This is a genomic window from Collinsella sp. LCP19S3_C9, from assembly GCF_052121575.1.
In the GTDB taxonomy this organism is placed as follows: domain Bacteria; phylum Actinomycetota; class Coriobacteriia; order Coriobacteriales; family Coriobacteriaceae; genus Collinsella.
Genome location: NZ_JBQKDZ010000003.1, coordinates 1 through 24,836, shown reverse-complemented (window position 1 = coordinate 24,836; position 24,836 = coordinate 1). Strand labels below are relative to the sequence as shown.

Genomic DNA, 24,836 nt, shown 5'->3' with positions numbered 1-24,836 from the left:
GTTAGGCTTCCTTGTTGGGGAGCACGAGCAGGCGGTGGCAGTACGGGCAGTGCGTAATCTCACTACCGTCGTGGTTGAGGTCGCTCATGGACGACGCCTGCAGCGCGGTGTGGCAGACCGTGGGGATGTTGCCCTTGATGGTCTCGACGGCCAGGCCACGGAACTGCTTGAGCAGACGCTCGTAGTCGGTGAGCACGTCGGTCGGCAGCGTGGCGGCGAGCGCGGTGCGCTCCTTGGTGGCGGCATCAATCTGAGTCTGCAGGTCGGCGGCCTTGGCACGGGCGGCCTTGGTGTCGGCCTTCACGCCCTCCTCGAATTTGGCGATGATGGCCTGCGCGCGAGCCTCACGGTCGAGCGCCTCCTTGTGGGCGACAACGACATCCTTGCGGGTGTGCTCAATCTTGTCCAGACGCTTGGCCAGGGTGGCGAGCTCGTTTTCCAGATCCTGGACCTCGCGGTAGTCAGAGCCGTCGAAGTGGCGTTTCTTGGCGGCCTCGATGGCGTTGTTGGTCTGGATCTCGGTGGTGTTGAGATCGTCCAGCTCAATGTCGAGGTCCTTGCGCTGAGCATAGAGCTTGGTCATTTCGGACTTAAGCTTTACATAGGTTTTGCGCTTTGAGGCGAGCTCCTTGAGCTCCGGCATATTGGCAAGTTCGCTCTTGTTGCGGGCGAGCTCCAAATCGATCTGTTGCAGCTTGAGTAGCGTAGCGCCGGCGCTCATAAGTTCTCTCCTTTTGTCACAGTCCACCATTGGCAAGGGTTCAGTATTTTAATCGCATGACGGGGGTCGACCCCGGCGTCAACCGCAGAGTTCATCAAGATATCCACGAACGGCTCCTCGGAGCGGTCGTGGCCGAGCAAGATCACGCTCAGCCCGCGCAAGGCAAGATCTTGCGCCACGTGATAGCCTGCCTCGCCCGTCACGATGACATCCGCACCGGCGGCGATGGCAAGCTCGCCAAAGTCGCCGAGGGAGCCGCCCAGAATGGCGACGGTGCGGCACGGGCGCTCGGCATCGCCCCATACGCGTGGGTCGCTGCCAAAGGCCGTGGCAGCACGGGCGGCAAGATCGCGCAGCGTGCACGGGTCGTTGAGCGTTGCAAGTGCGCCCAGGCCGGTCGACTCGGGGTCGTCCACGTGCTCCAGCGAGCTATCGGGTACGGCGTTCAGCAGCTTGCATAGACAGGTACGTGCCTCGTGCGAGCGGTCCAGGTTGGTGTGGAGCGAGATAATGCTCACCCCGCAGCGGGCCGCCTCGTAGAGCGCCGCGCTGCACTGGGGGCGCGTTGCGCTGGGCGGGCAAAAAGACTCGGGCGCGTTGATATAGACGGGATGATGCGTGAGCAACACGTTGGCTCCGGCTTTCAAGGCGCGCTGCACGTTGTCCCTGGTAGCGTCAAGCGCGCAGGCAACGCCGCGGATCTCGTCGTCAGGGTCGCCAACGGATAGGCCTACGTGGTCCCAGGGCTCGGCGTCCGTCTTGGGATAGCGTGCCAGAAGGGCGCGCTCGAGCTCGGCGACGATCATGCGGCACCTACAATCGAGAGCAGCGTCTGGGCAAAGTCGTCCAGATCGCTTGGATTCACGCGGTCATCGAAGGAGATGCGCAGCGCGCCCAGCGCCTGCTCGCGACCAATGCCCATGGCGCTGAGCACGTGGCTCGGGTCCATGCTGCCGCTCGAGCAAGCCGATCCGGCCGAAACCTCAAAGCCGGCGGCGTCGAGCTTGATGATGAGCTCCTCGGAGTCCATGCCGTCAATATAGATCGATACCATGCCGGGCAGACGGTCGGCCTGCGTGTAGTCGCCCATGGTGGCGTGAATGCGTGGATGGGCCGTAAGCGTGGCGTAGAGCTTGTCGGAAAGGGCTTGCAGCTTCTCGCGCTCCTGAGCCACATGGGGCGCCAGAGACGAGGCGGCAGCGGCAAAGGCCAGCTGCGTGCGCAGGTCCTGCGTGCCGGCACGACGTCCGGCTTCCTGTCCTCCGCCAAAGATGCGAGGGCGCAGCGGCGTGCGGGTCTTAACGTAGAGCGCGCCGGATGCCACAGGACCGCCAATCTTGTGTGCTGCAACGGTCATGGCATCGACGCCCAGCTCGGTCACATCGAGCGGAATATGCAGATAGCCCTGGATGGCATCGGTGTGGAACAGGGCGCCCGCGGTATGCGCAGCCGCGGCAAGCTCGCGGATGGGCTGTACCACACCGGTCTCGTTGTTGGCGGCCATGATGCTCACGAGCGCGACGTCGTCGCCCAACAAGTCGCTCAGCGCGGCAGGCTCGATGTAGCCCGCACGGCAGGGCTGCACCAGGTCGACGGTAAAGCCCGCGGCTCGCAGCAGCGGTAGGTTGTCCAGAATCGAATCGTGCTCGATCGCAGACACGATCACACGGCTGCGCTTACGATCGCGCTGACGAGCACCCTCGGCAAGTCCGAGGAGCGCCAGCTGGTTGGCCTCGGTACCGCCGTTGGTTAGGATGATCTCGGACGGGCGAACGCGCGCGCCAAAGCTGCGGGCGATCTCGCGGCGTGCAACCTCCAGACGTGCGGCAGCCTTGCGGCCGAGCGAGTGCAGCGAGTTGGGGTTGACGCCTGCAAGCTCGCTTTCGTCGTACTCGCGCTGCGCAAGGAGCGCCTCGGCGCGCATGGGCGTCGAGGCGGCATAGTCAAGATTCACGGGTATGCGGTTTTGACCTGCGGTCATAAGGGTTTATGCCTCCTGTGCGGCCTCGTTGCCCAGCTTCTGCAGCAGTGCAACCTCGGCGGCGGGATCTTCGGACTTAAATACGGCGGAGCCGGCTACCAGGACATCGGCACCGGCCTTGACGACCTCGGCGATGTTTTTGGAAGAGATGCCGCCGTCGACCTCGATCATGGGCGACACACCGTGGCGTTCGCACATGGCCTTGAGCTCGTGGAGCTTATGCAGCGTGCCCGGGATAAAGCTCTGGCCGCCAAAGCCGGGGTTCACGCTCATGAGCAGCACCATGTCGACGACCTCGATGATGCTCTCGAGCACGCAGACGGGCGTGGCGGGGTTGAGCACCACGCCGGCCTTGACGCCGCGCTGCTGCAGATGCGTGAGCGTGCGGTGCAGGTGCGTGGAGGCCTCGTAGTGCACGGTGATCATATCGGCGCCGGCGTCGGCATACCAATCGACGGTCTCGTCGGGGTTCGACACCATCAGGTGCGCGTCGACCGGCACCTTGGTGGAGCGCTTGACGGCCTTGAGGATTTCGACGCCAAAGGTGAGGTTGCCGGTAAAGTGACCGTCCATGACGTCGAAGTGCACATAGTCGGCACCGGCGATCTTGTCGAGCTCGCCCTTGAGGTTGGCCATGTCAGCCGAAAGGACGGACGGAGCGATTTTGATGGAACCCATGGTAGTAGCCTTTCTGCGCTAGTCGGTGAGTCCGTAGAACTCTTGAGAGGGGACGCGGTCGGTAAGGATCTCGAGCGCCCTATCCAAAGTAACACCGTTGTAGAGCGTTTGCTCCACGGCAAAGGTGAGCGGAATGTCTACGCCCAGCGAACGGGCGAGCTCGCTCACGCTGCGGGCGGCGACGGCGCCCTCGACCACCATATGCGTGCGCGCCTGGTACTCGTCGAGCGATACGCCGTGGGCAAACTCGTAGCCGAAGGTGCGGTTGCGCGAATGCTCGGAGGTGCAGGTGGCAATAAGGTCACCCATGCCGGCAAGACCCATGCACGTCATGGCCTGGCCGCCGCGGGCATGCACCAGTCGGCTGATCTCTGCCAGGCCGCGCGTCATGATAAGGGCGAGCGTGTTGTCGCCCGCGCCGGTACCGGCGGAAATACCGCACACGATGGCGATGACGTTTTTCATGGCGCCGCAAACCTCGACGCCGGTCATGTCCTGCGACAGATAGATGCGGAAGGCCGTGGATAGGAGCAGGTCCTTAAAGGTCTCCCCTACCTGCGAGTCTTTGCTGGCGATGACGGCGGCGGAAAGTCCGCCGCGGCATATCTCCTCGGCATGGTTGGGGCCCGAGAGCGCCGCCACACGTGCCTCGTTGCCGATCTCGCTGGCGATGACCTCGCTCATGAGCATGCCGGACTCGGGCTCAATGCCCTTGGTAAGGCAGAGCACCGAGGTGTCGGCGGCGATAAAGGGTGCCGCCTGGTGGCAGACGCCACGCAGGTGCGTCGAAGGCACGGCAAAGATGATCGCATCGGCACCGTCGAGCGCCTGGGCCAGGTCCGTCGTGGCGACAACGTTTTCCGGCAGCACGTAGTCCACCAGATAGCGCGGGTTGCGGTGCTCGCCGTTAATACCGGCGGCCGTCTGCTCGCTGTGGGCCCACATGGTCACGCGCTCGGCTCGCGCGGCGGCAAGGCCGGCGACGGCGGTTCCCCAGGAGCCGGAGCCAATCAGCGCAACATTCATGACGCTCTCCTACTTATCGTCGGGCTCGGTGACGCGCTTGGTAAACGAGAGCTTGGATTCCTTACCCGTCATGAGCTTTTTGATGTTCGCGCGATGAGCCCACACCACGGTGATGCCGATCATCGCCATGCAAAACTTGAGGCCCAGGCTGCTGTACGGAAAGACCGCGCAGGCGGCGATGGGAAGACCGATGGCCGCGGCAAGCGAGCCCACCGACACATACTTGGTGATGGCGACGGCCACGACAAACATGCCCAGAAGCGAAAGTCCGATGGGCCAGTACCAGGCCAGTATGACGCCCAGCCCCACGGCGATGCCCTTGCCGCCACGGAAGTTGAGGTAGGGCGAGAAGATGTGTCCCCACACGGCAGCCAGGCAAATGACACCGAGCATCCAGTCGCCGGCGGCACCGGGAGCCATGATGCTCACCGGGAAGCCATAGCCCACGCTCGCGATGAGCGGACGCGCGATAAGGACGCAGATGGCGCCCTTCAAGCAGTCGAGCAGCAGCGTGAGCGCGGCGACCTTGGGGCCGGCTACGCGCAGGGCGTTGGTGGTGCCGATGTTGCCGGAGCCCGCCTTGCGAATATCCGTGTGGTTGAACACACGGCCCAGGATCAGGCCAAACGGAATCGCTCCGATAAAGAACGAGACCACGGCGCAGATGGCGGTCAGCAGAATCGGATTATGCATCCTTTTGCTCCTTCTTCCTAAAGAAGAGTCGAATGGGCGTGCCGGAAAAGTCGAAGGTCGAGCGCATACGGTTCTCCACATAGCGCTGGTAGGTGTCGTTGACAAGGTCGCTATGGTTGACGAAGAACGTAAACGTCGGCGGGTTGACGCCCGTCTGGGTCACGTAGTGCATGCGCAGGCGGCGCTTGCCGTCCACCACGGTGTGGCCAAACTCGCGTAGGTCGGTAAGGAAGGTGTTGAGGCGCGAGGTGGTGATCTTTTGCGATCGCGTCTTCTCGGCGGCGTCGACCATCGCCCAGATCTTCTCGACGCTGCGGCCGGTCAGGGCCGAGATGCGCAGGTACTGGGCCCAGGGAGCCATGACGCCCAGACGGCGGTCGACGGTCTCCATGCAGGCCTCGCGCTTGCGGTCGTCGTCGAGCAGATCCCACTTGTTGAGCAGAACGACGATGGCGCAGCCGCGTTCGATGGCCAAGCCCATGACCTTCTGGTCCTGCTCGGTAACGCCCACGGAGGCGTCGACGACGAGCAGTGCCACGTCAGCACGGTCGATGGCGCGCAGGCCGCGGACCATGGAGTAGTACTCGATGTTCTCGTACACGGTGCTCTTCTTGCGAATACCCGCGGTGTCGACCATGCGGTAGTGCTTGCCGTTGCGCTCCACTACGGTGTCGATGGCGTCGCGCGTCGTGCCGGCAATGTTTGACACGATAGAGCGGTCGGCGCCCAGGATGCGGTTGAACAGCGAGGACTTACCGGCGTTGGGGCGGCCGATGATGGCGACGTTTAGCGCGTCGGGGAACTCGTCGGCGACCTCGTCCTCCTCCTCGGGCAACAGGGCAACGATGTCGTCGAGCAGGTCGCCCGTGCCGTGGCCGTGCAGGGCCGAGAGCGGCGTTGGCTCGCCGATGCCGAGCGAATAAAACTCCCAGATGCTGTCGTTTTCGCGATCGGGGTTGTCGAGCTTGTTCACCAGCAAAAAGACCGGCTTGTCGCAGCGCTTGAGCATGCGGGCGACCGACTCGTCCTCCTCGGTGACGCCGGTGCGGCCGTCGACCACAAACAGGATGACAGCGGCTTCCTCGGCGGCGGCGAGGGCCTGGTCGCGGATGGACGTGGCAAAGACGTCATCGCTCTTGAGCGGCTCGATGCCACCCGTGTCGACGATGGTGAACTCGCGGCCGTTCCAATCGGCCGTGTGGTAGGAGCGGTCGCGCGTTACGCCGCGGGACTCATGGACGATGGCGTCCGAGGTCTGGGCCAGGCGGTTAACGAGCGTGGACTTGCCCACGTTGGGGCGTCCGACGACGGCGACGATAGGTTTCATCTGCACTCCTTTAATGGGTAGGGTCAGTGGAAATGTTAGAGCCTGCGGGTACAATGCCAAGGATATGCTCCAGGGTATCGAGCAGCTCATGCGGCATGGTCGATACCACATGAACCTCGGCGCCGCGAGCTTCAAGGCTTGCGAGTAAATCGTCACGATGATACTCGTCAAGCGTCATGCCGTCAGCGTTGAACATGAGCTTAGGCACAAAGAGCATAACCCCCGAGAGGTCCTGCGGCAGCTGCTCCAGAATGTCGCAGGCGACGATGAGGCCGGTCACGTCCACATTGCCGCCAAAGTAACGGTTTTCGATAGCGGTGACGGTGCCGGCAAGGCCCCGTGGCGACTCCACAAAGCGCGCCACGGTGTCGCGCGCGCTGGCGCCGGAGAGGCACAGGAGGCGCTGGTTGCGCCCGGCGATGCCAGCGCGGACGCGGGCCAGACGCTCGGCGTCGGCGGCAAGCACGTCGTCGGTCTCGTCCAGATACGAGCGGATCATACCGATGCCGTCGTAATACTGCGGGTAGCCGTCGTAAAAATCGGCCTGGGGTGGCTCGATGCCGGCGTCCAGATAGAACTCGTCGCTCATCTGGAAGGTGTGGCGGCCAAAGCGCTTGTAGGCACGATCCTGGAAGGGACGGATCATGGCAATGGTTTCGCGCGCGAGCTCAGGTTTGTCGCTGTATGACCAGGTAAAGCGCCTCTGGTGCTTGGTAAAACCGAGCGGCACAATGCCCAGGCTCGTGATCTGCTCGTGTTCCTCGCAAAAGCGTAGGGTCTTTTGCAGCTCCTCGCCGTCGTTCATGCCGGGGCACAAAACGATCTGCGCGTGAATCTCGATGCCGGCGGCCATGATGGTCTCGAGCACGTCCATGCCGCGCTGGGCGTTGCGACCCATCATGCGTCGGCGGACGTCGGGGCTTACGGCATGGACCGACACGTTCATGGGGCTCATGTTGCGTTGGATAACGTTTTGCACGTCCTCGTCGGAAAGGTTCGTGAGCGTGACAAAGTTGCCCTGTAAAAAGCTCAAGCGGTAGTCGTCATCGCGAATATAGAGCGTGGAGCGGCCGCCCTTGGGCAGCATGGTCATAAAGCAGAATACGCAGGCGTTCACACAGGTACGCATGCCGTCGAAGATGGGGCCGTCGAACTCAAGGCCCCAGTCCTCGCCGGGAAAGCGGTCAAGCTTCACGGGGGTGACGGTGCCGTCGCGCGGGTCGAGAACCTCTAGGTCGACGGTGTCCTCGTCGGCCTCCCAGAGCCACACGATCATATCGGTCAGCTGCTCGCCGTTGACCGTGAGCACGCGCATGCCCGGCTCGATACCCACATCCCATGCGGGCGATTCGGGACGCACATTCTTTACGAGCGCGCCCTCACCCGGCTCGGGGTCGCGGCTGCGCCCGTAATCGGCCACCTCGGCGGCGTATGCGGGTACGGTCTGGTCCATGATTAGCGACAAAGCTCCTTGATGCGCGCAACGGCGCGTTCGATGTGTTCTTGCGGAGTTGAGGCTCCGGCGGTGATGCCGATGCGGCGCGCGTTGGCAAACCATGCGGCCTCAAGCTCGGATGCTTCCTCGATGTGATGGGTGTGCTCGCAGACATCGGCACAAATCTGTGCCAGGCGGCGCGTATTGCCCGAATTTTTGCCGCCCACGACGACCATGCAGTCGCAGCGGTTGGCAAGGGCTGCGGCCGCCTGCTGGCGCTCGCTCGTGGCAGCGCAGATGGTGTTGATCACACGCAGCTCCTGCACGCGCGGGGTGATGGAGGCCACTACCTCGGCCAAGTTCTGCGCGGTTTGGGTGGTCTGCACAACCAGGCCCACCTTGCCCTTGAGCGGCAGCGCGTCCGCATCGGCGGCGCAACTCACGACCTGCGCGTCATCGCCGGCGTGGCCCAGGATGCCCTCAACCTCGGGGTGGCCCGGCTCGCCCACGACGATCACACGGTAGCCCTCGCGCACCAGGCGCTCGGCCGCCACATGGACCTTCTTGACGTAGGGGCAGGTGGCATCGACCACGGTAAGGCCGCGTTCGCGAGCAGCCTCGATTACCTGCGGCACCACGCCGTGCGCGCGAATGACCACGGTGCCCGATGCGGCGTCGTCCAAGGTGTCTGCCAGATCAACGCCTGCCTCGGCGAGCTCGCGCACCACGATGGGGTTATGGATGAGCGGACCCAGCGTGTGGACCTGAGCGCTCTCCCCTGCCTGCGGCGCGGCGGCCAGGGCCATATCGAGTGCGCGCTGCACGCCGTAGCAGGTGCCGGCATGCGCTGCGATTTCGATGGTGGGGGCGTCTGCCTTGCCGGACGCAGTCGCGGCGGTATTCATGACGATCTCGCCCATGGCTAGAACCTGCCGGGGTGCTCGGCACACAGGTCGTCGCGCATGGCGTAGACACGGCTCATGGCCTCGGACTCAAACCATGCCAGGCGTTCCTTGCGCTTGAGCTCGGCCGGTGCATCGGATAGCGAGATGGCCTTGCCTGCACGGATCCAGCACTTTTTGGGGCGCATAAGCTTTTTGCCCGCAGGCGTGATATCGGACCAGCCGCAGATGGCGAGCGGGTTGACGGGTGCCTTGCCCATCTGGGCAATGAGCGCAAAGCCGCCGTGGACCTCGGGCTTGATCTCGCGCGAGCGGATGCGCGTGCCCTCGGGGAAGATCAGGACGTCCTCGCCGCGCTGCAGTGCATGCTGGGCGGCGCGCAGGCACTTCATGTCGGCGGTGCCGCGCTCGACGGGAATGCCGCCCACGCGGCTAAAGGCCCAGCGCACGATCCTGCTCTTGGCAAACTCGGACTTAAAAATGGGGCGAATGCGGCGGCCGCCAAAGAATAGCGCCGTCTCTACAGCCAGGAGCTCGGCCATCGAGGTGTGGTTGCAGATGACCACGCTGCCGCGGCCTTCCTGACGCTCAAACAGCAGGTCGCTGTCCTCTACCTTCCAGCGCCACATGAGCTTGGAGAAGACCCACAGGATGCCCATGACCACGAAGACGGTGCCGCGGATGAGCACGGGGAACTCGGCATAAGGCGCGTTGTAGTAATCCTCGGGCGTCTGCTTAAACAGGCGCATGAGCTACCTCCTTTGGTTGATGAGGTCCTCGATTATCGAGACGACCTCGTCGATGGTATGTGCGGTGGAGTCGACATGCACGGCGTCCTCGGCGGGCACGAGCGGCGCGACCTCGCGGCTGCTGTCGAGCTTGTCGCGCTGCTTGAGGGCGTCGAGGGTCTCGTCGACCTCGGCCTCGAGCTGCTCTTCGGTGAGCGGCTGGGCATCGTTTTGGTGGCGCTGCAGCACGCGGCGACGGGCGCGCTCGCGCGGATCGGCGGTCAGAAAGACCTTGACCTGCGCGTTGGGGAACACGACGGTGCCGATGTCGCGGCCCTCGGCCACGATATCGCGGTCCTCGGCGGCGCGGCGCTGATGGATGAGCATGGCGGCGCGTACGCCCGGGTAGGCCGAGACCTTGGAGACGTTGGCGTCCACCTGCGGGGTGCGAATGGCAGCCGAGGCGTCCGCACCGTCGATGGTCAGGCGCGTGTCCTCGCCGGTGCCGTTGGTAAAGCGAATCTCGATCTGCTCGGCGAGGGCATCGATGGCAGCCTCGTCGTCCAGATCGATGCCGCGGTCGAGCGCGGCGAAGGTGACGGCGCGATACATGGCGCCCGTGTCGAGCTTGTTAAAGCCCAGCTGGCGGGCAATCTCCTTGGCGATGGTGGACTTGCCGGATCCGGCGGGGCCGTCGATGGCGACGATCATGCAATGCTTCCTTTCGGTGGTTGACGTGCTGGTATGGGACGCGGGCGCTGTGGCTTGGCGGACTGGCTAGCCCGTGTAGCGCTCGCGGTAGGTGTTGCGCTTGGGCGCGGAGCCGTGGCTGCCGTGGTGACGCGTGCGGCTCGCGGTGTTGGTCGCCGGCGCAGCGCCGCGCTTGGCGCCTGCCTGCTTGGGCGGGATGCCGCCGGCCTTGAGGATCTGTACCTCGCGGTCGGTGAGCTCGCGCCACGAGCCCTTGGCCACGTCCTTGAGCTCCAGGCCGGCAAAGTTGCAGCGGTGCAGGCGGATCACCGGGTGGTGGATCTTGCTCAACATGCGCTTGACCTGGTTCTTACGCCCCTCGCGGATGATGACCTCCACGGCGGTGGTGCCAGGCTTCACACCCTGCGGAGCCACGGCCTCGGCCTCGCGCGCGGTAATGACGCGGCAGATCGCCGGCTGGCACAGGCCGTCGTCGAGCTCGATGCCGCGGCGCAGCGGTTCCAAGTCGCGATCGGTCAGATGGCCGTCCACGAGCGCCTGGTAGGTCTTGTAGACGTGCTTGCTGGGGTGCAGCAGGTCCTGCGACAGGTCGCCGTCGGTGGTAAAGAGCAAAAGGCCCGTGGTGTCGCGGTCCAGGCGACCCACCGGGAACAGGCCCGGAAAGCGGTCGCGCGGGACAAGGTCGGCCACGCAGGGGCGCTCCTGCGGATCGCTCATGGTGGTGAGGTAGCCGGTCGGCTTGTAGAGCATCAGGTACACGGCGCCCTGGTTGAGCTTGACGGGCATGCCGTCAACCTCGATATGGTCGCGGTCCACATCGACCTTGGTGCCCAGTTCGGTCGCGACCTGGCCGTTGACAGTCACGCGGCCGGCGGTCATCAGGTCCTCCGAGCCGCGGCGGCTCGCCACGCCCGCGCGCGCCAAAAAGCGCTGCAGGCGCATGGTGTGCGGGTAGACGGGCTGGGGGTCGATCGCGGGCGCGCCCGTGGCGCCAGCGGTACGCGTCTCCCCTGCCTCGCTAGTCCTCGTCATGCGTATCCTCCGCAGCGTCGTCGGTGGCAAGTGTTTCCTCGCCACCGACTGCCTCGAAATCCTCAACATCGGTATCCAGCAGCTCGCGCTCTTCGTCTAGGTCCTCGACCTGCTCCTCGAGCGTAGACTGAATGCTGCGGCCGCTCAGGCGCTCGCGGATAAACTGGCGCGACTGCTCGTCGGGGGCAAACTGCTCCAGATCGGGCAGGTCGCGGGTGGAGCGCAGACCAAACTTCTCCAAAAAGGCGTTGGTCGTGCCGTAAATGATGGCCTGACCGCGCTGGGGGTCGCGACCGAGCTCGCGCACCAGACCCTTGTCAACGAGCGACGCGATGACGCCGTCGGAGTTGACGCCGCGGATGCCCTTGACCACCTCGCGCGTAACGGGCTGGTGGTAGGCGATGACGGCCAGGGTCTCGAGTGCCGCCTGCGACAGTTTTTGCGTATCCCAGCTCAGCACATAAGCTTCGACCACATCGTGGTAGGCGGGATGCGTAAACAGGCGCCAGCCGCCGGCGACCTCGCGCAGCTGAAAGCCGCGGTTGGCCTCCTCGTACTCAACTTTGAGCTCGGCCAAAAGCGACGCGCACTCGCCCGGGGCGATATCCAGCGCATCTGCCAGCGCGGGCGCACTGACGGGATCGCTCGAAACCAGCAGGAGCGCCTCCAAGGCGCCTTTGAGGCTGTTTGCCTCTAGCGTAGAAAAGGTTGACATGGTTGCCGCTCCTATTCGGTGAGCTCGGGGCCCTCGCCGGGCACGTATGCCTCGGCGCCCTCGACGCGGTTGATGCGGATGGTTCCAAAGATCTCGTCCTGGCTCAGGGTGAGCGAGCCTCGCTTGGCGAGTTCGAGCATGGCCAGGAAGGTGACGACGAGCTGCTCGGTGGTGGCGTCGCCATCCAGCAGCTCGCGGAAGGTGCAAGTTTGGTGCGCCATGGTAAAGCGGTCGACCGAGGCCACCGTCAGGTCGAGCGGCACGCGATGCGGCGCCACGTGCTCGGCCTCCAGCAGGAAGGTCTGGCGCTTGCCGTCCAGGTCGGCGCAGATGACGGCGAGGCCGCGCAGCGTGATACCGGCCAGGTAGTCGGGCATAAGGCCCAAGAACTCGGGGTCGGGGCCGGCCACGCGCGGATGCATGCGGCTTTCGGCCTGCATGCGCGCGCCAAGGGCCGCCGCCGCGCCCTTAAACTGCTTGTAGGCGATCAGGCGCTGGATCAGGACCTCGCGCAGGGCGTCGCCGTCGAGTGCGCTGAGTTCCTCGAGGTCTTCGTCAATCTCGTCATCGTCGTCGGCTTTGTGCGGGGCCTCCTGGGGCACCAGCGAGGCGGCCTTGATGTCCAAAAGGGTTGCCGCCACCAGCAGAAAGTCGCTCGCCACGTCCAGGTCCAGCGCCTCAATACGCTCGACCTCGGCCAGGTACTGCTCGGCCACCTCGCTGATAGAGATGGCGCCGATATCAACTTTTTGGCGGGTTACCAACTGCAGCAGCAGGTCGAACGGTCCGCTGTAGACCTGCGTCGACACGCGATACGACATCTTCGACCTCCTTTGACGGCGCCTTCGCGGCGCGGTTTGGGTGCATGTTGCGACCGTTTTGCACGGTCGACCTGTAAGTTTACCCTAGATGCCGGCGATTGCGAAGTTGAGCAGCTGCTCCGCCAGCGGATACACGGTAACGTCGAAATACCGGCCGATCACATCGATGCCGGTCCACATAGGCAGCAGGTACAGCACGATGATAAGGATCGGCATGGCGTACTGCTGCAGTTGGTAGTAGTTGGCGAGTGCCTTGCCTTTGAGAAACGGCACGATGATCGACGAGCCGTCGAGCGGCGGGATCGGGATGAGGTTAAAAAACGCGAGCGACAGGTTGACCACGATAAAGGTGGCGCCAAAGTTCATGATTTGGGACGCTACGGCAAAGGACATGCTGGTGTAGAGGTTGCCGTATGCTGCGTGCATGATGGCGGCCGCAAGGCACGCCAGTGCGATGTTCGATGCGGGACCGGCCGCGCTCACCAAGACCTCGTCGCGCTTGGGGTGCTTGAGGTTGTTGAGGTAGACGGGCACGGGCTTGGCGAAGGCGAACACCGGGCCACCGGCCGCGAGCATGAGCAGCGGCAGGATGATGGTGCCAAACGGGTCGATATGGTTGAGCGGGTTGAGCGAGACGCGGCCGCGCGAACGGGCCGTCTTGTCGCCGAGCGCCCAGGCCGCGGCGGCGTGCGCGCTCTCGTGGATGACGATGCCCACGATGACGGCGACGGCGCTGGCAAGCAGGTTCATGAGGTAGCTACTGGACATGGCACTCCCCTAGCGGACGCGGCGCGAGGCGCGCGTGAGCAGGTAGTCGGCCACAAACAGGATGAGGGCCACGATGGCGTAATCCAGGCGGAACACACCGCCAAAGGGCGATGTGATGACGCCGTAGCCGGCGATGGCGCTCGGCAGCGCGCGCGAAAGCTCAACGACAAAGCCCACGATCTGCAGCTTGGCGGTGAGGCCGCTAAAGCACAGCAGCACAGTCATCGCGCTCATAAAGATGCCGCAGATGCGGCACGCGATGGCGATGATGCTCATCGCCACGGCAGCGGCCTTACGAGAGTTCACGCGCGGTCTCCTCTTCGATCTGGGTGGAAAGCTCGAGCCATTCGTCCTCGAGCTTGGGCAGCTCTTGCTTAAGCCCGTTATATTCCCCCAGGGCGGCGTTGAACTTATCCTGATCGGCATAAAGCTCTTCGCTTGCCATCAATTCCATAAGCTCGTCATAGCGGGCGCGCTTTTTGTCGAGCTCGGCCTCGATCTTCTTGAGCTGGTTGCGCACGCCCTTGAGCTTTTTGTTGAGCGCGGCGCGGGCCTGGGCCTCGGCACGCTTTTGCTCCTTGGTCTTTTTGCCCTCGGCCGGCTTGGGGGCCGCAGCGGGGGTATTGGCCTGGGCGGCGCTGGCTTTGGTGAGCTTGGCCGCGGAAGGTGTGCTCTCCGTGGACGCCTCGGCGGCGGCGCGGGCCGCGAGATCCTCGCGCTTGTAGAGGTAGTAGTCGTAGTCGCCGTCATAGACCGTGACCTTGCCATCGCGGATATCGATCACGCGGTTGGCCACGGCTCGCACCAGGTGCTCGTCGTGACTGATCAGCACGATGGTGCCGGGGAAGTTTTGCAGGGCGTTCTCGAGCATGTCCACCGAGTCGATGTCCAGGTGGTTAGTGGGCTCGTCCAGGCACAGAAGCGCCTCGGGGGCCACGAGCATCTTAGCCAGGGCCAGACGCGCCTTTTCGCCGCCGGAAAGAACGCGGACCTGCTTTTCGATAGAATCGTTGTCACTAAACAGGAAGGCGCCCAGTAGGCTGCGCTGCTGCGGCACGGTCCACTTGGGCGTGACGGTGTCGATTTCTTGCAGGACGGTGTTGGACTCGGTCATGCCTTCGAGCGCGTGCTGGGCGTAATAGGCAACGCCCACGTTGGTACCCAGGTCGCGCGTGCCGGTAGTGGGCGGCTCCAGGCCGGCGATGATCTTCATGAGGGTGGACTTGCCGGCGCCGTTAGGGCCGACGAGCGCCACGTGCTCGCCGCGGTAGAGTTTGAGGTCGATATCGCTATAGATGTGCTTGTTGCCGTAGGACTTGGACACGCCCTCCAGACCCACGACCATGTCGCCGGAGCGCGGCGGGTCGGGGAACTTAAAGTCGATGTGCTTGTGGCCCTCGGGCAGGATGACGAGCTCCTTTTTGATCTGCTCGATCTTGCGGATGCGCTCCTGCGCCTGGGCGGCTTTGGTGGGCTTGTAGCGGAACTTGTCGACGAAAACCTGCATGTGGGCGATGTCGCGCTCCTGGGCGGCACGCTTGGCGCGCATCTGCTCCAGGTTGTCCTCGCGCTGCTTGAGGTAGCTGCTGTAGTTGCCGGTGTAGGTGGTCACGCGGCGGTTCTCGAGCGCGGCGACGTGGTCGACGCAGGCGTCCATAAAGGCGCGGTCGTGGCTGACGATGAGCACGGCGCCGTCGTAGTTGGCGATAAAGCCGCGCAACCACTGGACGCTTTCGAGGTCCAGGTGGTTGGTGGGCTCGTCCAGAAGCAGCAGGTCGGGATGGCGCAGGAAGAGCTTGGCCAGCGCGATGCGCATCTGCCAGCCGCCCGAGAACTCGGAACACGGGCGCTCAAAGTCGGTGACCTTAAAGCCCAGACCGGACAGGATCTTACGGGCATTGCTCTCGAGCTCGTAGCCGCCCAAGTGCTCAAAGCGGTCCTGGACCTGGCCGTACTCGTTAAGGAGCGCGTCGACGTCCTTGCCCTGCTCAGAGAGCTCGGTGATCTGGGCCTGCAGCTCGTTGGCGCGCTCGCCCATGCGTCGGATTTCCTTGGCGGCGGCCATGACCTCGGCGAGGATGGTCGTATCCTTGTGCTCCAGGTTGGTTTCCTGCTCGAGGTAGCCCACCTGACAGTCCTTGGAGTACTGGACCTGGCCGGCGTCGGGGCTGTCGATACCCATGATGATTTTGAGCATGGTGGTTTTGCCGGCGCCGTTGGGTCCCACGAGCGCAAAGCGTTCGCCGGGGTTGATCTGGAAGGACGCGCCGCTAAAGAGGACGCGCGCGCCGAAGCTTTTTTCGATCTTGTCGACCAGGAGGATCATGGTGCCGCCTTTGACCTTGTGTGCCTATATGAAAAAAGGCCCCAACTTGCGTTGGAGCCTCATTCAATGTTCGGGTGGAGACGAGGGGGATCGAACCCCTGACCTCTTGACTGCCAGTCAAGCGCTCTCCCAGCTGAGCTACGCCCCCGTGCGAAGAAGTACTATACGGGAACTCCCCCGCCGATGCAAGGACAATTTCGGAAAAATCTTTCGGCGGCGGGGCCGGGGATGCGGGACGGGCTCGTGAGCGAGGGGCCCGCGACGCCCGATCCGGCCCGCGGGGGCGTTGCCGCCGCCCCCTCTCCGGCGCCCTTGGGACATCTCGAGTCCCGCCGACCGCCGTTTTTTCGCTTCCGCGGCGCGGGCCGCCACCCGCCCAACGGCCATCCTGCCGCAACCAGGCCCATTATCGGGTCCAATCGCGCCCCCGCCCACCCGGCGATCTCAAAACCATGCCGGTTTACGGGGCCAGGCCGGGAACCCTCGGGCATGCCGTAATCGGTAAAATCAAAACCGCAGGTAGACGACTTGCGAATTTCGTGAGATGCAGGGTATGGACGGCCGGTCCGGGTCCAGCCCCGTAATCCGGAATGGTTTTGAAATGGCACCAGTTCGCCGATGGTTAACTCTATTTGCAGTCTTGGGATAATGGCTTGAACAATTCCCATCCAGTGATATGTCTTGTGATGCATCTTGATTGTCAGGGAATACCGGGTGTTAAAAACATGGCTTGATCGTGCGTTGTGCGACATGCTTGTGCATGGTAGTATTTCAAATCGTGATTTAACCCGATGGGAAATGAATTTCCATTGTTGAAATTATTATCACAGTACATAAGGGCTCTTGGCGCAACGGTTAGCGCAGGGGACTCATAATCCCTGGGTTCTGGGTTCGAATCCCGGAGGGCCCACCAGAGTATTTCGAGGCCGGGCAACACGCCTGGCCTCTTTACATTGCGTTGACGCCTTATTTTGGCCTGCAATGGCGTAGGGCGTTAATTTCATTCATATTTGCAATTTAGGATGGATTTACTTCAACAGCCACTAAGTAAAGACAAACTGTAAGACGATTGATATGAAAAAAGGCCCCAACTTGCGTTGGAGCCTCATTCAATGCTCGGGTGGAGACGAGGGGAATCGAACCCCTGACCTCTTGACTGCCAGTCAAGCGCTCTCCCAGCTGAGCTACGCCCCCGTGCGAAGAAGTACTATACGGGAACTCCCCCGCCGATGCAAGGACAATCTCGGAAAAATCTTTCGGCGGCGGGGCCGGGGATGCGGTACGGGCTCGGGAGCGAGTGGCCCGCGGGCCGGATCGGGCCCGCGGGGCGCGCCCCGCGGGCGGCGGCGTGGCCGCCCCCCCCTCTCCGGCGCCCTTGGGATATCTCGAGTCCCGCCGGCCGCCGTTTTTTCGCTTCCGCGGCGCGGGCCGCCATCCGCCCAACGGCCATCCTGCCGGCACCAGGCCCATTATCGGGACCAATCGCGCCCCCGCCCACCCGGCGATCTCAAAACCATGCCGGTTTACGGGGCCAGGCCGGGAACCCTCGGGCATGCCGTAATCGGTAAAATCAAAACCGCAGGTAGACGACTTGCGAATTTCGTGAGATGCAGGGTATGGACGGCCGGTCCGGGTCCAGCCCCGTAATCCGGCATGGTTTTGAAATGGCACTAATTTACTGGCAGGCAAACAAGGTTGTTCTAGTATCTCGTTGCCGGCTAATTCGCGATTTCCAACCAGTTGCACAAAACATTTGCTCGCAGTCGCGTCTCGGCGCGCTTCATCGCCTCGGATTTGGCTTTATATCGAATCCCCAAACGACTGCAGACGCTTTTGACTATGGTGTCTAGCTGCTTTTTGTCGTTAAGCATATCGTGGGTTACCAGGAACACGTCGAAACCCATGCTCTGGAGCGCAGTCATACGTTCCGCATCGTGGTCAAGTACCGCGCCTGATCCATGGATGACTTCACCTTGAATCTCGATAATTACTGCCTTCATTAGCATTGGGTTTACAATCACGATGTCGCCGTAGCAGACCTTTTGACCTGCGATGCTTTGGGCTGCCTCGGATAGAGGGGTTAAATCGTTGAGGTACACGTATCTGAAACCTGAACCACCAAGACGTCGAGAACGACTTAGGAGCAGGACTCCCGCGACCTCGAGTGGAGATGCAGCAATGCCGATAACCTGTTGAGCGGCATCATAAAACTGCTTTCCCCACATTTGACTTTTGACCTTATCGGCGAATCGATGCAGGTCGCTCAGTTCGATAAGCGGCTTTCTCATCCAAAGAGAAGTACCTTTGAGTTTCGTAACCTCTCTTCCATCCTCACGCTTGTTCGTTTGGCCTTCATTATCTGGGACCTTAACGGTTGCGTGGGCATAAACTCGTTTCCAAGGAACCTCGTCTTCGCCTTCTCCAAGTTCGAACAGATCCTGCGTGCTGGAATTGCGATTCTCCTCTACCGCCATTTTTAGCTGCATTTCGGCAGCGGGGGTTGGCTCGAAAACAGAAAACCAGCCGCAAAGTTCGTACATAGCCAGTACGAGATCTATTTGGGAAACAAAGCGTGTCATAGTAAATAACGTGTTAAGCGGATTGGTGACACTAAAGCCTAAATGAGTGTCGATTGTTGCGCTGGCTTCCGATGCCCCTTCCCAGCGAATAGTGGAGCGCAATCCCGAGTGGTGATTACAACAACCTGGCGAAGCTACAGCGATAATCGGGGTCTTGAGGACGTCGGTTACGAAAGGGGCTTGGGATAGAGCTCGCCAGCCGTCTTCGGAGTTGGGCAGGCGCGGGTAGAGATCGCGCACCTGCGGCGGGCAGCGCCAGTAGCGGAATGCGGTGTTTGCGCAGACGATTTCGTCCATTTGCGCCTCCCCTGGTTTCGGCCGCGGGCCGTGCGGATCACGGGCATGGCCGATTATCTACTGGGCCATCATGAGGGTAAGTACCGGAAGCAAACCAATAGCTTGACGAGTTCTGCCGAAAATCCCTCGTGTGATAGAAATCCGCTGGAAGGAGCCCTGGGCGTGTGGTCTCTGTCTCCACATTTGCGCGCGGATCACATGGGGAATTCAATGAATGTACGCATGCGTTTTATACAAAACATGCAATAGCATCAGCAAAAAGGGCGCGACAAAAATGATGCCTTAGACGAGTAAGATTTATTTTTGGTGTCAGTTTTGGTGTCATCCTTGGTGTCAAAAAGAAAAAGGCCAGAGGCTTAACACCTCTGACCTGTGCTTTTGATGGTGGGCGATACAAGATTCGAACTTGTGACCCCATCCGTGTGAAGGATATGCTCTACCCCTGAGCCAATCGCCCGTCGCCTTTCGGCAAAAGAGATACTATCATAGCCGAACGTGGTTTACCAAGAACTTTTTTGCCCTCGATTTTAAATTCGTGGGCGCCAGTCATGCCAAAGCAACCAAAGCAACCGACAAACCCGCAGCTAAACCACCCTTTATCGCTTGATCCACAAGGTCTCGGGGCGGCAGATAAGTCGCGCGTTGTTGTAAGCCATGTCGAGTCTGAGGCAGGTGCGCGCGGCGTAAAAGCCGTCCTCGCGCTGGATGGTCAGCGCCATCTCGGGCTTGTCGCCGGTCAGGCACAGCGGCAGGAGCAGCTGGATCTGGCCGCCGTAAAACTGAGGTACCGCGAGCGTATAGCTAGCTGCGGCGCGGTCTGGTCCGCGTCGCGCTCGGTCAGGAACACCGCGCGGCTAAAAGAAAACGACAGGTAGTTTTGAGGCTGCGGTTGCTGGGCCCCAGTCCTCGGGGTCGGCAAGGTCGGCCAAGCGGTCGTAGCAGGGCTCGGGGCAAAACGCGAAGTCGTAGGCATTGCTGCACAGGGTGCTAGGGCATGCTTTCAGGATAATTCCTGCAACAATGCTCATGTACGGTAAAGAAGCAAGCAACCGAAAACAATAGATAGACCGCCAGCACTACACTATTCCGAACCAAAGACCAAAAGATAAGCATTTTGAGAAAATCTAAACTTTTGGATTTTCCTACAATGCCGACTACGGCGGAATCCCTCCCACTCCTTATATATTTCTTTCTGTATACATTGAATTTGTATTTAGTAAAATGCAGACAACACCACGGATCGGCTTTTGGTTGGACAATTCCAACCAAACACCACAGCAGACAGCAGAAAACATTCTGAACGCTAGGAAGCCGGTATGATTGTTACATATAAGGGGAAGAAAAATTTCTTTTAGGTACTTGCTTTCCTAAAACTGATGTGATAAAAACTGATGTGATACAATGATTTAATCCAGAAAAGGAGTAAAAAATATGCGGCAAGGTATTCTTAAATAAAACTATAATCAAATAGTGGGAACAAAGGATTATGATAGCTCCTTTTGTAGGGGCTTAGTTTTTTATACCCAATTTAAGAATACTTTTGCCTTATCAATTTTGACATATCCCCAAAAACAGCACTCACAAACAGGTGTATGCTGTATATGTGTATGTCCGCAAATTATCATCCCCAGCGGTAAAAGTATTTTACTGCTGGGGATTTTTATGCCCTTTGGGGCTGTAAAGGGAGGACAATCACATGAAAATAATCAATATTGGAATTCTTGCCCATGTAGACGCTGGAAAGACGACCTTGACGGAGAGCCTGCTATATGCCAGTGGAGCCATTTCAGAACCGGGGAGCGTCGAAAAAGGGACAACGAGGACGGACACCATGCTTTTGGAGCGGCAGCGTGGGATTACCATTCAAGCGGCAGTCACTTCCTTCCAGTGGCACAGATGTAAAGTCAACATTGTGGATACGCCCGGCCACATGGATTTTTTGGCGGAGGTGTACCGCTCTTTGGCTGTTTTAGATGGGGCCATCTTGGTGATCTCCGCTAAAGATGGTGTGCAGGCCCAGACCCGTATTCTGTTCCATGCCCTGCGGAAAATGGACATTCCCACCGTTATCTTTATCAATAAGATCGACCAGGCTGGCGTTGATTTGCAGGGCGTGTATCAGTCTGTTCGGGATAAGCTCTCCGCCGATATTATCATCAAGCAGACGGTGTCGCTGTCCCCGGAAATAGTCCTGGAGGAAAATACCGACATAGAAGCATGGGATGCGGTCATCGAAAATAACGATGAATTATTGGAAAAGTATATCGCAGGAGAACCAATCAGCCGGGAAGAACTTGCGCAGGAGGAACAGCGGCGGGTTCAAGACGCCTCCCTGTTCCCGGTCTATCATGGCAGCGCCAAAAAGGGCCTTGGCATTCAACCGTTGATGGATGCGGTGACAGGGCTGTTCCAACCGATTGGGGAACAGGGGAGCGACGCCCTATGCGGCAGCGTTTTCAAGGTGGAGTATACAGATTGTGGCCAGCGGCTCATCTATTTGCGGCTATACAGCGGAACGCTGCGCCTGCGGGATACGGTGGCTCTGGCCGGGAGAGAAAAGCTGAAAATCACAGAGATGCGTATTCCATCCAAAGGGGAGATTGTTCGGACAGACACCGCCCACAAGGGCGAAATTGTCATCCTTCCCAGCGACAGCTTGAGATTAAACGATATATTGGGGGACAAAACCCAACTTCCTCGTGAAATGTGGAGTGATGTTCCCCTCCCCATGCTGCGGACGTCGATTGCGCCGAAAACGGCAGCGCAAAGAGAACGGCTGCTGGACGCTCTTACGCAACTTGCGGATACTGACCCGCTTTTGCGCTGCGAGGTGGATTCCATCACCCATGAGATCATTCTTTCTTTTTTGGGCCGGGTGCAGTTGGAGGTTGTTTCCGCTTTGCTGTCGGAAAAATACAAGCTTGAAACAGTGGTAAAGGAACCCACCGTCATTTATATGGAGCGGCCGCTCAAAGCAGCCAGCCACACCATCCATATCGAGGTGCCGCCCAACCCGTTTTGGGCATCCATCGGACTGTCTGTTACACCACTCCCGCTTGGCTCCGGTGTACAATACGAGAGCCGGGTTTCGCTGGGATACTTGAACCAGAGTTTTCAAAACGCTGTCAGGGATGGTATCCGTTACGGGCTGGAGCAGGGCTTGTTCGGCTGGAACGTAACGGACTGTAAGATTTGCTTTGAATACGGGCTTTATTACAGTCCGGTCAGCACGCCGGCGGACTTCCGCTCATTGGCCCCGATTGTATTGGAACAGGCATTGAAGGAATCGGGGACGCAGCTGCTGGAACCTTATCTCTCCTTCATCCTCTATGCGCCCCAGGAATACCTTTCCAGGGCTTATCATGATGCACCGAAATACTGTGCCACCATCGAAACGGCCCAGGTAAAAAAGGATGAAGTTGTCATTACTGGCGAGATTCCCGCCCGCTGTATACAGGCATACCGTACTGATCTGGCCTTTTACACCAACGGGCAGAGCGTATGCCTTACAGAACTGAAAGGATATCAGGCCGCTGTCGGTCAGCCGGTCATCCAGCCCCGCCGTCCAAACAGCCGCCTGGACAAGGTGCGCCATATGTTTCAGAAGGTAATGTAAAGATACATAATCGTCAAGACGGCAACAATCAGAAGTTATGGAGGGTAACATCGGCCTGGACTATATCTAGCCACGGATATGTTGCTAGGGATCGGTTTGGGCTTGACGGTTCGATTTTCTCTTCGCTTCCGGAAATCGAGCGCCTTAGCAGCGAATCGCGGCACATAGGAGCGCTATGCCGAGAAAGATTAGCGTTAGGGATGCGGCGATCCAGCAGTTATCACCGGCCTTGGGGAGCGAGACGGTCGTCGCGGTGGTGGCCTTGGGCCTAGAGGCCTTGGCGGCCGTGGTGTCGGTCACTGTGGGCGTGGTCACCGCCTTAGTCGCGGCTGCGGGCTTTTGTGTGGGGTTTGCCGAGGGATCCGCAGCTGGCTTGCCGTTAGCGGGGTCGGTGCCAGGGGCGGACGGGCCATCGCCCGGCGCATCGGGCCCACCGGTCTCCCCCGCCGGCGCCGTGGTATCCACGGGCTCGATCGTCACATGCGCTGCCACGTACCCGTCGGCATCCACGACACCGCCTGCGCCAAAGGCCCCGCCCGCAGGCGCCACAAAGCGCGCGGATGCAAGCGACCCGCCCAGGCAGGCGACGCCGCCTTCGGCGCCCGAAGCATCCAGCCAGGACGCATCGACGGCAAGCTGCCCAGCCGCGCCGCCGACAGGAGCCCCGCCCAGCAGACACACGCCATAGGCGAGCACGCCCGCCCCGGAGCCCGCGCCCGCGGCGACAACGCGCCCATCGCCGCGAACGGCAAGACTGTCCGCGAACACGCCGGCCACCTGCGCATCCGCGATGCCGCCGCCGTCGGCCCGCGCGTCGACCTTGCAGCCGTCCACCGCGAGCGTCCCCGACACGTAGATCCCGCACTGCGAGCCCGTGGCCGTCAGCGACCCGGTGCCGAGGAGCGTCAGATTGCCCCACACCTCCATGCCGCAACGCGAGATGTCCACGTCGAGCGCGCTCGTCTCGACAACAGTGTTCTGCCCGGTCAGCGTCACCACCAGGTCGTCGTCCGCGCCGATGGCCTCGCCCGTGTAGCCGTTAAGATCCAGATGGTCGGCATCGGCCCAGGCCCACCCGGGGCCCGAAACGCCCGGCTCGTAGTACGTGGCGCCCGCAATGAACAGGCTCTCCGCGCCCGCGGCATAAGAAGGCCCGCCCAGCAAAACGCATAGGCAGGCCATGACAGTAAACAGGATGTAGCGACGGCTGGTGTGGAACGCGGCAGCAAACATAACCGCTCCGATCTTCGCAAGAGCCAACGGAAGCTGTACCAGAAAACGACCTGGTAGCAGCAGTTATTAGTGTAGCGAGATCAGATATCGGGCGAAGAAGGAAACCTGTGATCGGCTCCCAAAATTAGGCGTAAATCGTTTTGCCAGTCGGTGAAAGGCATTCGTGCCGAAAATGTTGGTGTAGGGGCGACCCCCTAGCGTCTATTTAACAAAGAGCGGTCACCAGTCCATTACCTCTATCCTCGCTTATTGTGCGCTATCCAATCGTCAGCGTAATAAAGACCTCCTCATTTCCCAACTCAAAGAGACCCTGAGATAGTTCTTGAGAAGTCTTCGTTCCAAAGCACCCCCGAGTCAAATAGGGAACCGAACAACCGCGCACCCGTTGCAAATCTTCAGCAAGCTCCGTTCTCCTAGTTAAATGAGCGATATCAGTTAGATCGCCAAGCTTAAGAATTAGAGGCACATATGAGCGTTCATTCCTATTAACGGCGATACGCCATTCAGCTTGGTTTGCATAACGAACATTCTTTACAAACACTCCTGCATTAAAATGTGGAATCCCATTTGGAAAAACCATATAAGCACTTCAACCTTGTCGTCACCAATGCAAGCATGGAGCTTTTCAAAATGTCTGGGATGGCCCACGCGGAGTTGGGTGACGCATTGGCTGAGCCACGACGTCGGAAGTCTGTCGGACTGGATCAAGAGGCCCGACGCAGTCGATTGCAGCACGGGCGATGTCCCGTTCTTGATGCTCAAGGCTAAATGCAGGGAAAATGGAGTTCGTTGCTTAACGTGCTATATACAACGCATCGCTCACCAGCTGCAAAAGGAATCAGTCTTATACCAAAAGAGGTCATATCGGCGTTAGCCGATATGACCTCTTTCTTGACAATGCGACTCATAGATAAGGCTAAAATCGCGGTTGAGAATCCTCTCCCCTAATCCCTCTTAAACAGATCCCTCGTATACACCTTGTCCGCCACGTCCGCGAGCTCGTCGCTCCAGCGGTTGGCCACGATCACGTCGCAGCCGGCCTTGAAGGCCTCCAGGTCGTGCGTGACCTCGGAGCCGAAGAACTCCGGCGCGTCCAACGTGGGCTCGTAGACTACCACGGGCACGCCCTTTGCCTTCTGTTTAGGGCAATCTGATTGTTGCTAGTGCGGCACCCATTCTTTTCATCTACGGAAACGAAAAATTTCAGAAAAGGCAAAGGCATGCCGACCAGCTAGGCCTACCGTTGC

The 24,836-nt window shown here is 60.7% G+C and carries 21 protein-coding genes, 4 tRNA genes and 1 pseudogene; 2 read left to right on the top strand and 24 right to left on the bottom strand.

Translation table 11 applies throughout. From position 1 onward, the window contains the following. Position 1 precedes the first annotated feature (1 nt). From ACTQXI_RS02070 to ACTQXI_RS01985, 18 genes are all read right to left on the bottom strand, one after another. A complete protein-coding gene (locus ACTQXI_RS02070; RefSeq protein WP_441548231.1) occupies positions 2–721 on the bottom strand; it encodes a zinc ribbon domain-containing protein in 720 nt (239 codons plus the stop codon). Continuing rightward, positions 718–1,527, bottom strand: a complete 810-nt coding sequence (locus ACTQXI_RS02065) for a Nif3-like dinuclear metal center hexameric protein (RefSeq protein ID WP_441548230.1) — start codon at positions 1,525–1,527, stop codon at positions 718–720. Before ACTQXI_RS02065 ends, ACTQXI_RS02070 begins: the two co-directional genes overlap by 4 nt. Continuing rightward, positions 1,524–2,702: a cysteine desulfurase family protein gene (locus ACTQXI_RS02060; protein ID WP_441548229.1), complete on the bottom strand. Its 1,179-nt coding sequence runs from the start codon at positions 2,700–2,702 to the stop codon at positions 1,524–1,526. The genes ACTQXI_RS02065 and ACTQXI_RS02060 overlap by 4 nt, the downstream gene beginning before the upstream one ends. A gap of 6 nt (positions 2,703–2,708) precedes the next feature. After that, positions 2,709–3,380 (bottom strand): ribulose-phosphate 3-epimerase, encoded by a 672-nt coding sequence (gene rpe, locus ACTQXI_RS02055; RefSeq protein WP_441030938.1) that lies wholly within the window; start codon positions 3,378–3,380, stop codon positions 2,709–2,711. An 18-nt stretch (positions 3,381–3,398) separates the two neighbouring features. Continuing rightward, the gene (locus tag ACTQXI_RS02050) at positions 3,399–4,406 is read right to left on the bottom strand and encodes an NAD(P)H-dependent glycerol-3-phosphate dehydrogenase (protein WP_441548228.1); all 1,008 of its coding nucleotides are present in this window, start codon (positions 4,404–4,406) and stop codon (positions 3,399–3,401) included. A gap of 9 nt (positions 4,407–4,415) precedes the next feature. Beyond that, positions 4,416–5,099, bottom strand: coding sequence for a glycerol-3-phosphate 1-O-acyltransferase PlsY (gene plsY, locus ACTQXI_RS02045; RefSeq protein ID WP_441548227.1), 684 nt, complete (start codon positions 5,097–5,099; stop codon positions 4,416–4,418). Beyond that, on the bottom strand, positions 5,092–6,426 hold the full coding sequence (gene der, locus ACTQXI_RS02040) for a ribosome biogenesis GTPase Der (RefSeq protein ID WP_427748050.1): 1,335 nt from the start codon (positions 6,424–6,426) through the stop codon (positions 5,092–5,094). Before der ends, plsY begins: the two co-directional genes overlap by 8 nt. Positions 6,427–6,436: 10 nt before the next feature. Further along, a complete protein-coding gene (locus tag ACTQXI_RS02035) occupies positions 6,437–7,879 on the bottom strand; it encodes a DUF512 domain-containing protein (RefSeq protein ID WP_441548226.1) in 1,443 nt (480 codons plus the stop codon). 2 nt (positions 7,880–7,881) lie between these two features. Beyond that, positions 7,882–8,781, bottom strand: coding sequence for a 4-hydroxy-3-methylbut-2-enyl diphosphate reductase (locus ACTQXI_RS02030; protein WP_441548225.1), 900 nt, complete (start codon positions 8,779–8,781; stop codon positions 7,882–7,884). A 2-nt stretch (positions 8,782–8,783) separates the two neighbouring features. Then, the gene (locus ACTQXI_RS02025; RefSeq protein ID WP_441063574.1) at positions 8,784–9,512 is read right to left on the bottom strand and encodes a lysophospholipid acyltransferase family protein; all 729 of its coding nucleotides are present in this window, start codon (positions 9,510–9,512) and stop codon (positions 8,784–8,786) included. Between the two features lie 3 nt (positions 9,513–9,515). Further along, positions 9,516–10,202 carry a (d)CMP kinase gene (gene cmk, locus ACTQXI_RS02020; protein ID WP_441548224.1) on the bottom strand — a complete coding sequence of 229 codons (687 nt, stop codon included), beginning with the start codon at positions 10,200–10,202 and terminating at the stop codon, positions 9,516–9,518. A 66-nt stretch (positions 10,203–10,268) separates the two neighbouring features. Further along, positions 10,269–11,234: a pseudouridine synthase gene (locus ACTQXI_RS02015; protein ID WP_441048423.1), complete on the bottom strand. Its 966-nt coding sequence runs from the start codon at positions 11,232–11,234 to the stop codon at positions 10,269–10,271. Continuing rightward, positions 11,221–11,949 (bottom strand): SMC-Scp complex subunit ScpB, encoded by a 729-nt coding sequence (gene scpB / locus ACTQXI_RS02010; RefSeq protein ID WP_441048424.1) that lies wholly within the window; start codon positions 11,947–11,949, stop codon positions 11,221–11,223. The genes ACTQXI_RS02015 and scpB overlap by 14 nt, the downstream gene beginning before the upstream one ends. 11 nt (positions 11,950–11,960) lie before the next feature. Further along, positions 11,961–12,770 (bottom strand): segregation and condensation protein A, encoded by an 810-nt coding sequence (locus tag ACTQXI_RS02005; protein WP_441537368.1) that lies wholly within the window; start codon positions 12,768–12,770, stop codon positions 11,961–11,963. Between the two features lie 84 nt (positions 12,771–12,854). Next, positions 12,855–13,538 carry a site-2 protease family protein gene (locus tag ACTQXI_RS02000; protein WP_441548223.1) on the bottom strand — a complete coding sequence of 228 codons (684 nt, stop codon included), beginning with the start codon at positions 13,536–13,538 and terminating at the stop codon, positions 12,855–12,857. Between the two features lie 9 nt (positions 13,539–13,547). Continuing rightward, the gene (locus tag ACTQXI_RS01995; RefSeq protein ID WP_441548222.1) at positions 13,548–13,844 is read right to left on the bottom strand and encodes a hypothetical protein; all 297 of its coding nucleotides are present in this window, start codon (positions 13,842–13,844) and stop codon (positions 13,548–13,550) included. Continuing rightward, complete coding sequence (locus ACTQXI_RS01990) at positions 13,831–15,864, bottom strand: ABC-F family ATP-binding cassette domain-containing protein (protein ID WP_441548221.1); 2,034 nt, start codon at positions 15,862–15,864, stop codon at positions 13,831–13,833. Before ACTQXI_RS01990 ends, ACTQXI_RS01995 begins: the two co-directional genes overlap by 14 nt. A gap of 75 nt (positions 15,865–15,939) precedes the next feature. Then, positions 15,940–16,012, bottom strand: a tRNA-Ala gene (locus tag ACTQXI_RS01985). A gap of 689 nt (positions 16,013–16,701) precedes the next feature. On the opposite strand from ACTQXI_RS01985, the gene ACTQXI_RS01980 reads away from it, so the two are divergent. Continuing rightward, a tRNA-Ile gene (locus tag ACTQXI_RS01980) sits at positions 16,702–16,777 on the top strand. 208 nt (positions 16,778–16,985) lie between these two features. Here ACTQXI_RS01980 and ACTQXI_RS01975 read toward each other — a convergent pair. From ACTQXI_RS01975 to ACTQXI_RS01960, 4 genes and pseudogenes are all read right to left on the bottom strand, one after another. Continuing rightward, positions 16,986–17,058: transfer RNA gene (locus tag ACTQXI_RS01975), tRNA-Ala, on the bottom strand. A 524-nt stretch (positions 17,059–17,582) separates the two neighbouring features. Further along, on the bottom strand, positions 17,583–18,740 hold the full coding sequence (locus ACTQXI_RS01970) for a hypothetical protein (RefSeq protein WP_441548220.1): 1,158 nt from the start codon (positions 18,738–18,740) through the stop codon (positions 17,583–17,585). Between the two features lie 382 nt (positions 18,741–19,122). Then, positions 19,123–19,197 (bottom strand) — tRNA-Val (locus tag ACTQXI_RS01965). 139 nt (positions 19,198–19,336) lie between these two features. Beyond that, positions 19,337–19,549, bottom strand: a pseudogene (locus tag ACTQXI_RS01960) (DUF3825 domain-containing protein); the annotation flags it as partial. An 887-nt stretch (positions 19,550–20,436) separates the two neighbouring features. Here ACTQXI_RS01960 and tet(W) point away from each other — a divergent pair. Next, on the top strand, positions 20,437–22,356 hold the full coding sequence (gene tet(W) / locus ACTQXI_RS01955; protein WP_441548219.1) for a tetracycline resistance ribosomal protection protein Tet(W): 1,920 nt from the start codon (positions 20,437–20,439) through the stop codon (positions 22,354–22,356). 144 nt (positions 22,357–22,500) lie between these two features. Here tet(W) and ACTQXI_RS01950 read toward each other — a convergent pair whose 3' ends face one another. After that, positions 22,501–23,589: a hypothetical protein gene (locus ACTQXI_RS01950; protein WP_441548218.1), complete on the bottom strand. Its 1,089-nt coding sequence runs from the start codon at positions 23,587–23,589 to the stop codon at positions 22,501–22,503. Between the two features lie 944 nt (positions 23,590–24,533). Beyond that, positions 24,534–24,707 carry a hypothetical protein gene (locus tag ACTQXI_RS01945; protein WP_441548217.1) on the bottom strand — a complete coding sequence of 58 codons (174 nt, stop codon included), beginning with the start codon at positions 24,705–24,707 and terminating at the stop codon, positions 24,534–24,536. Between the last annotated feature and the right edge of the window lie 129 nt (positions 24,708–24,836).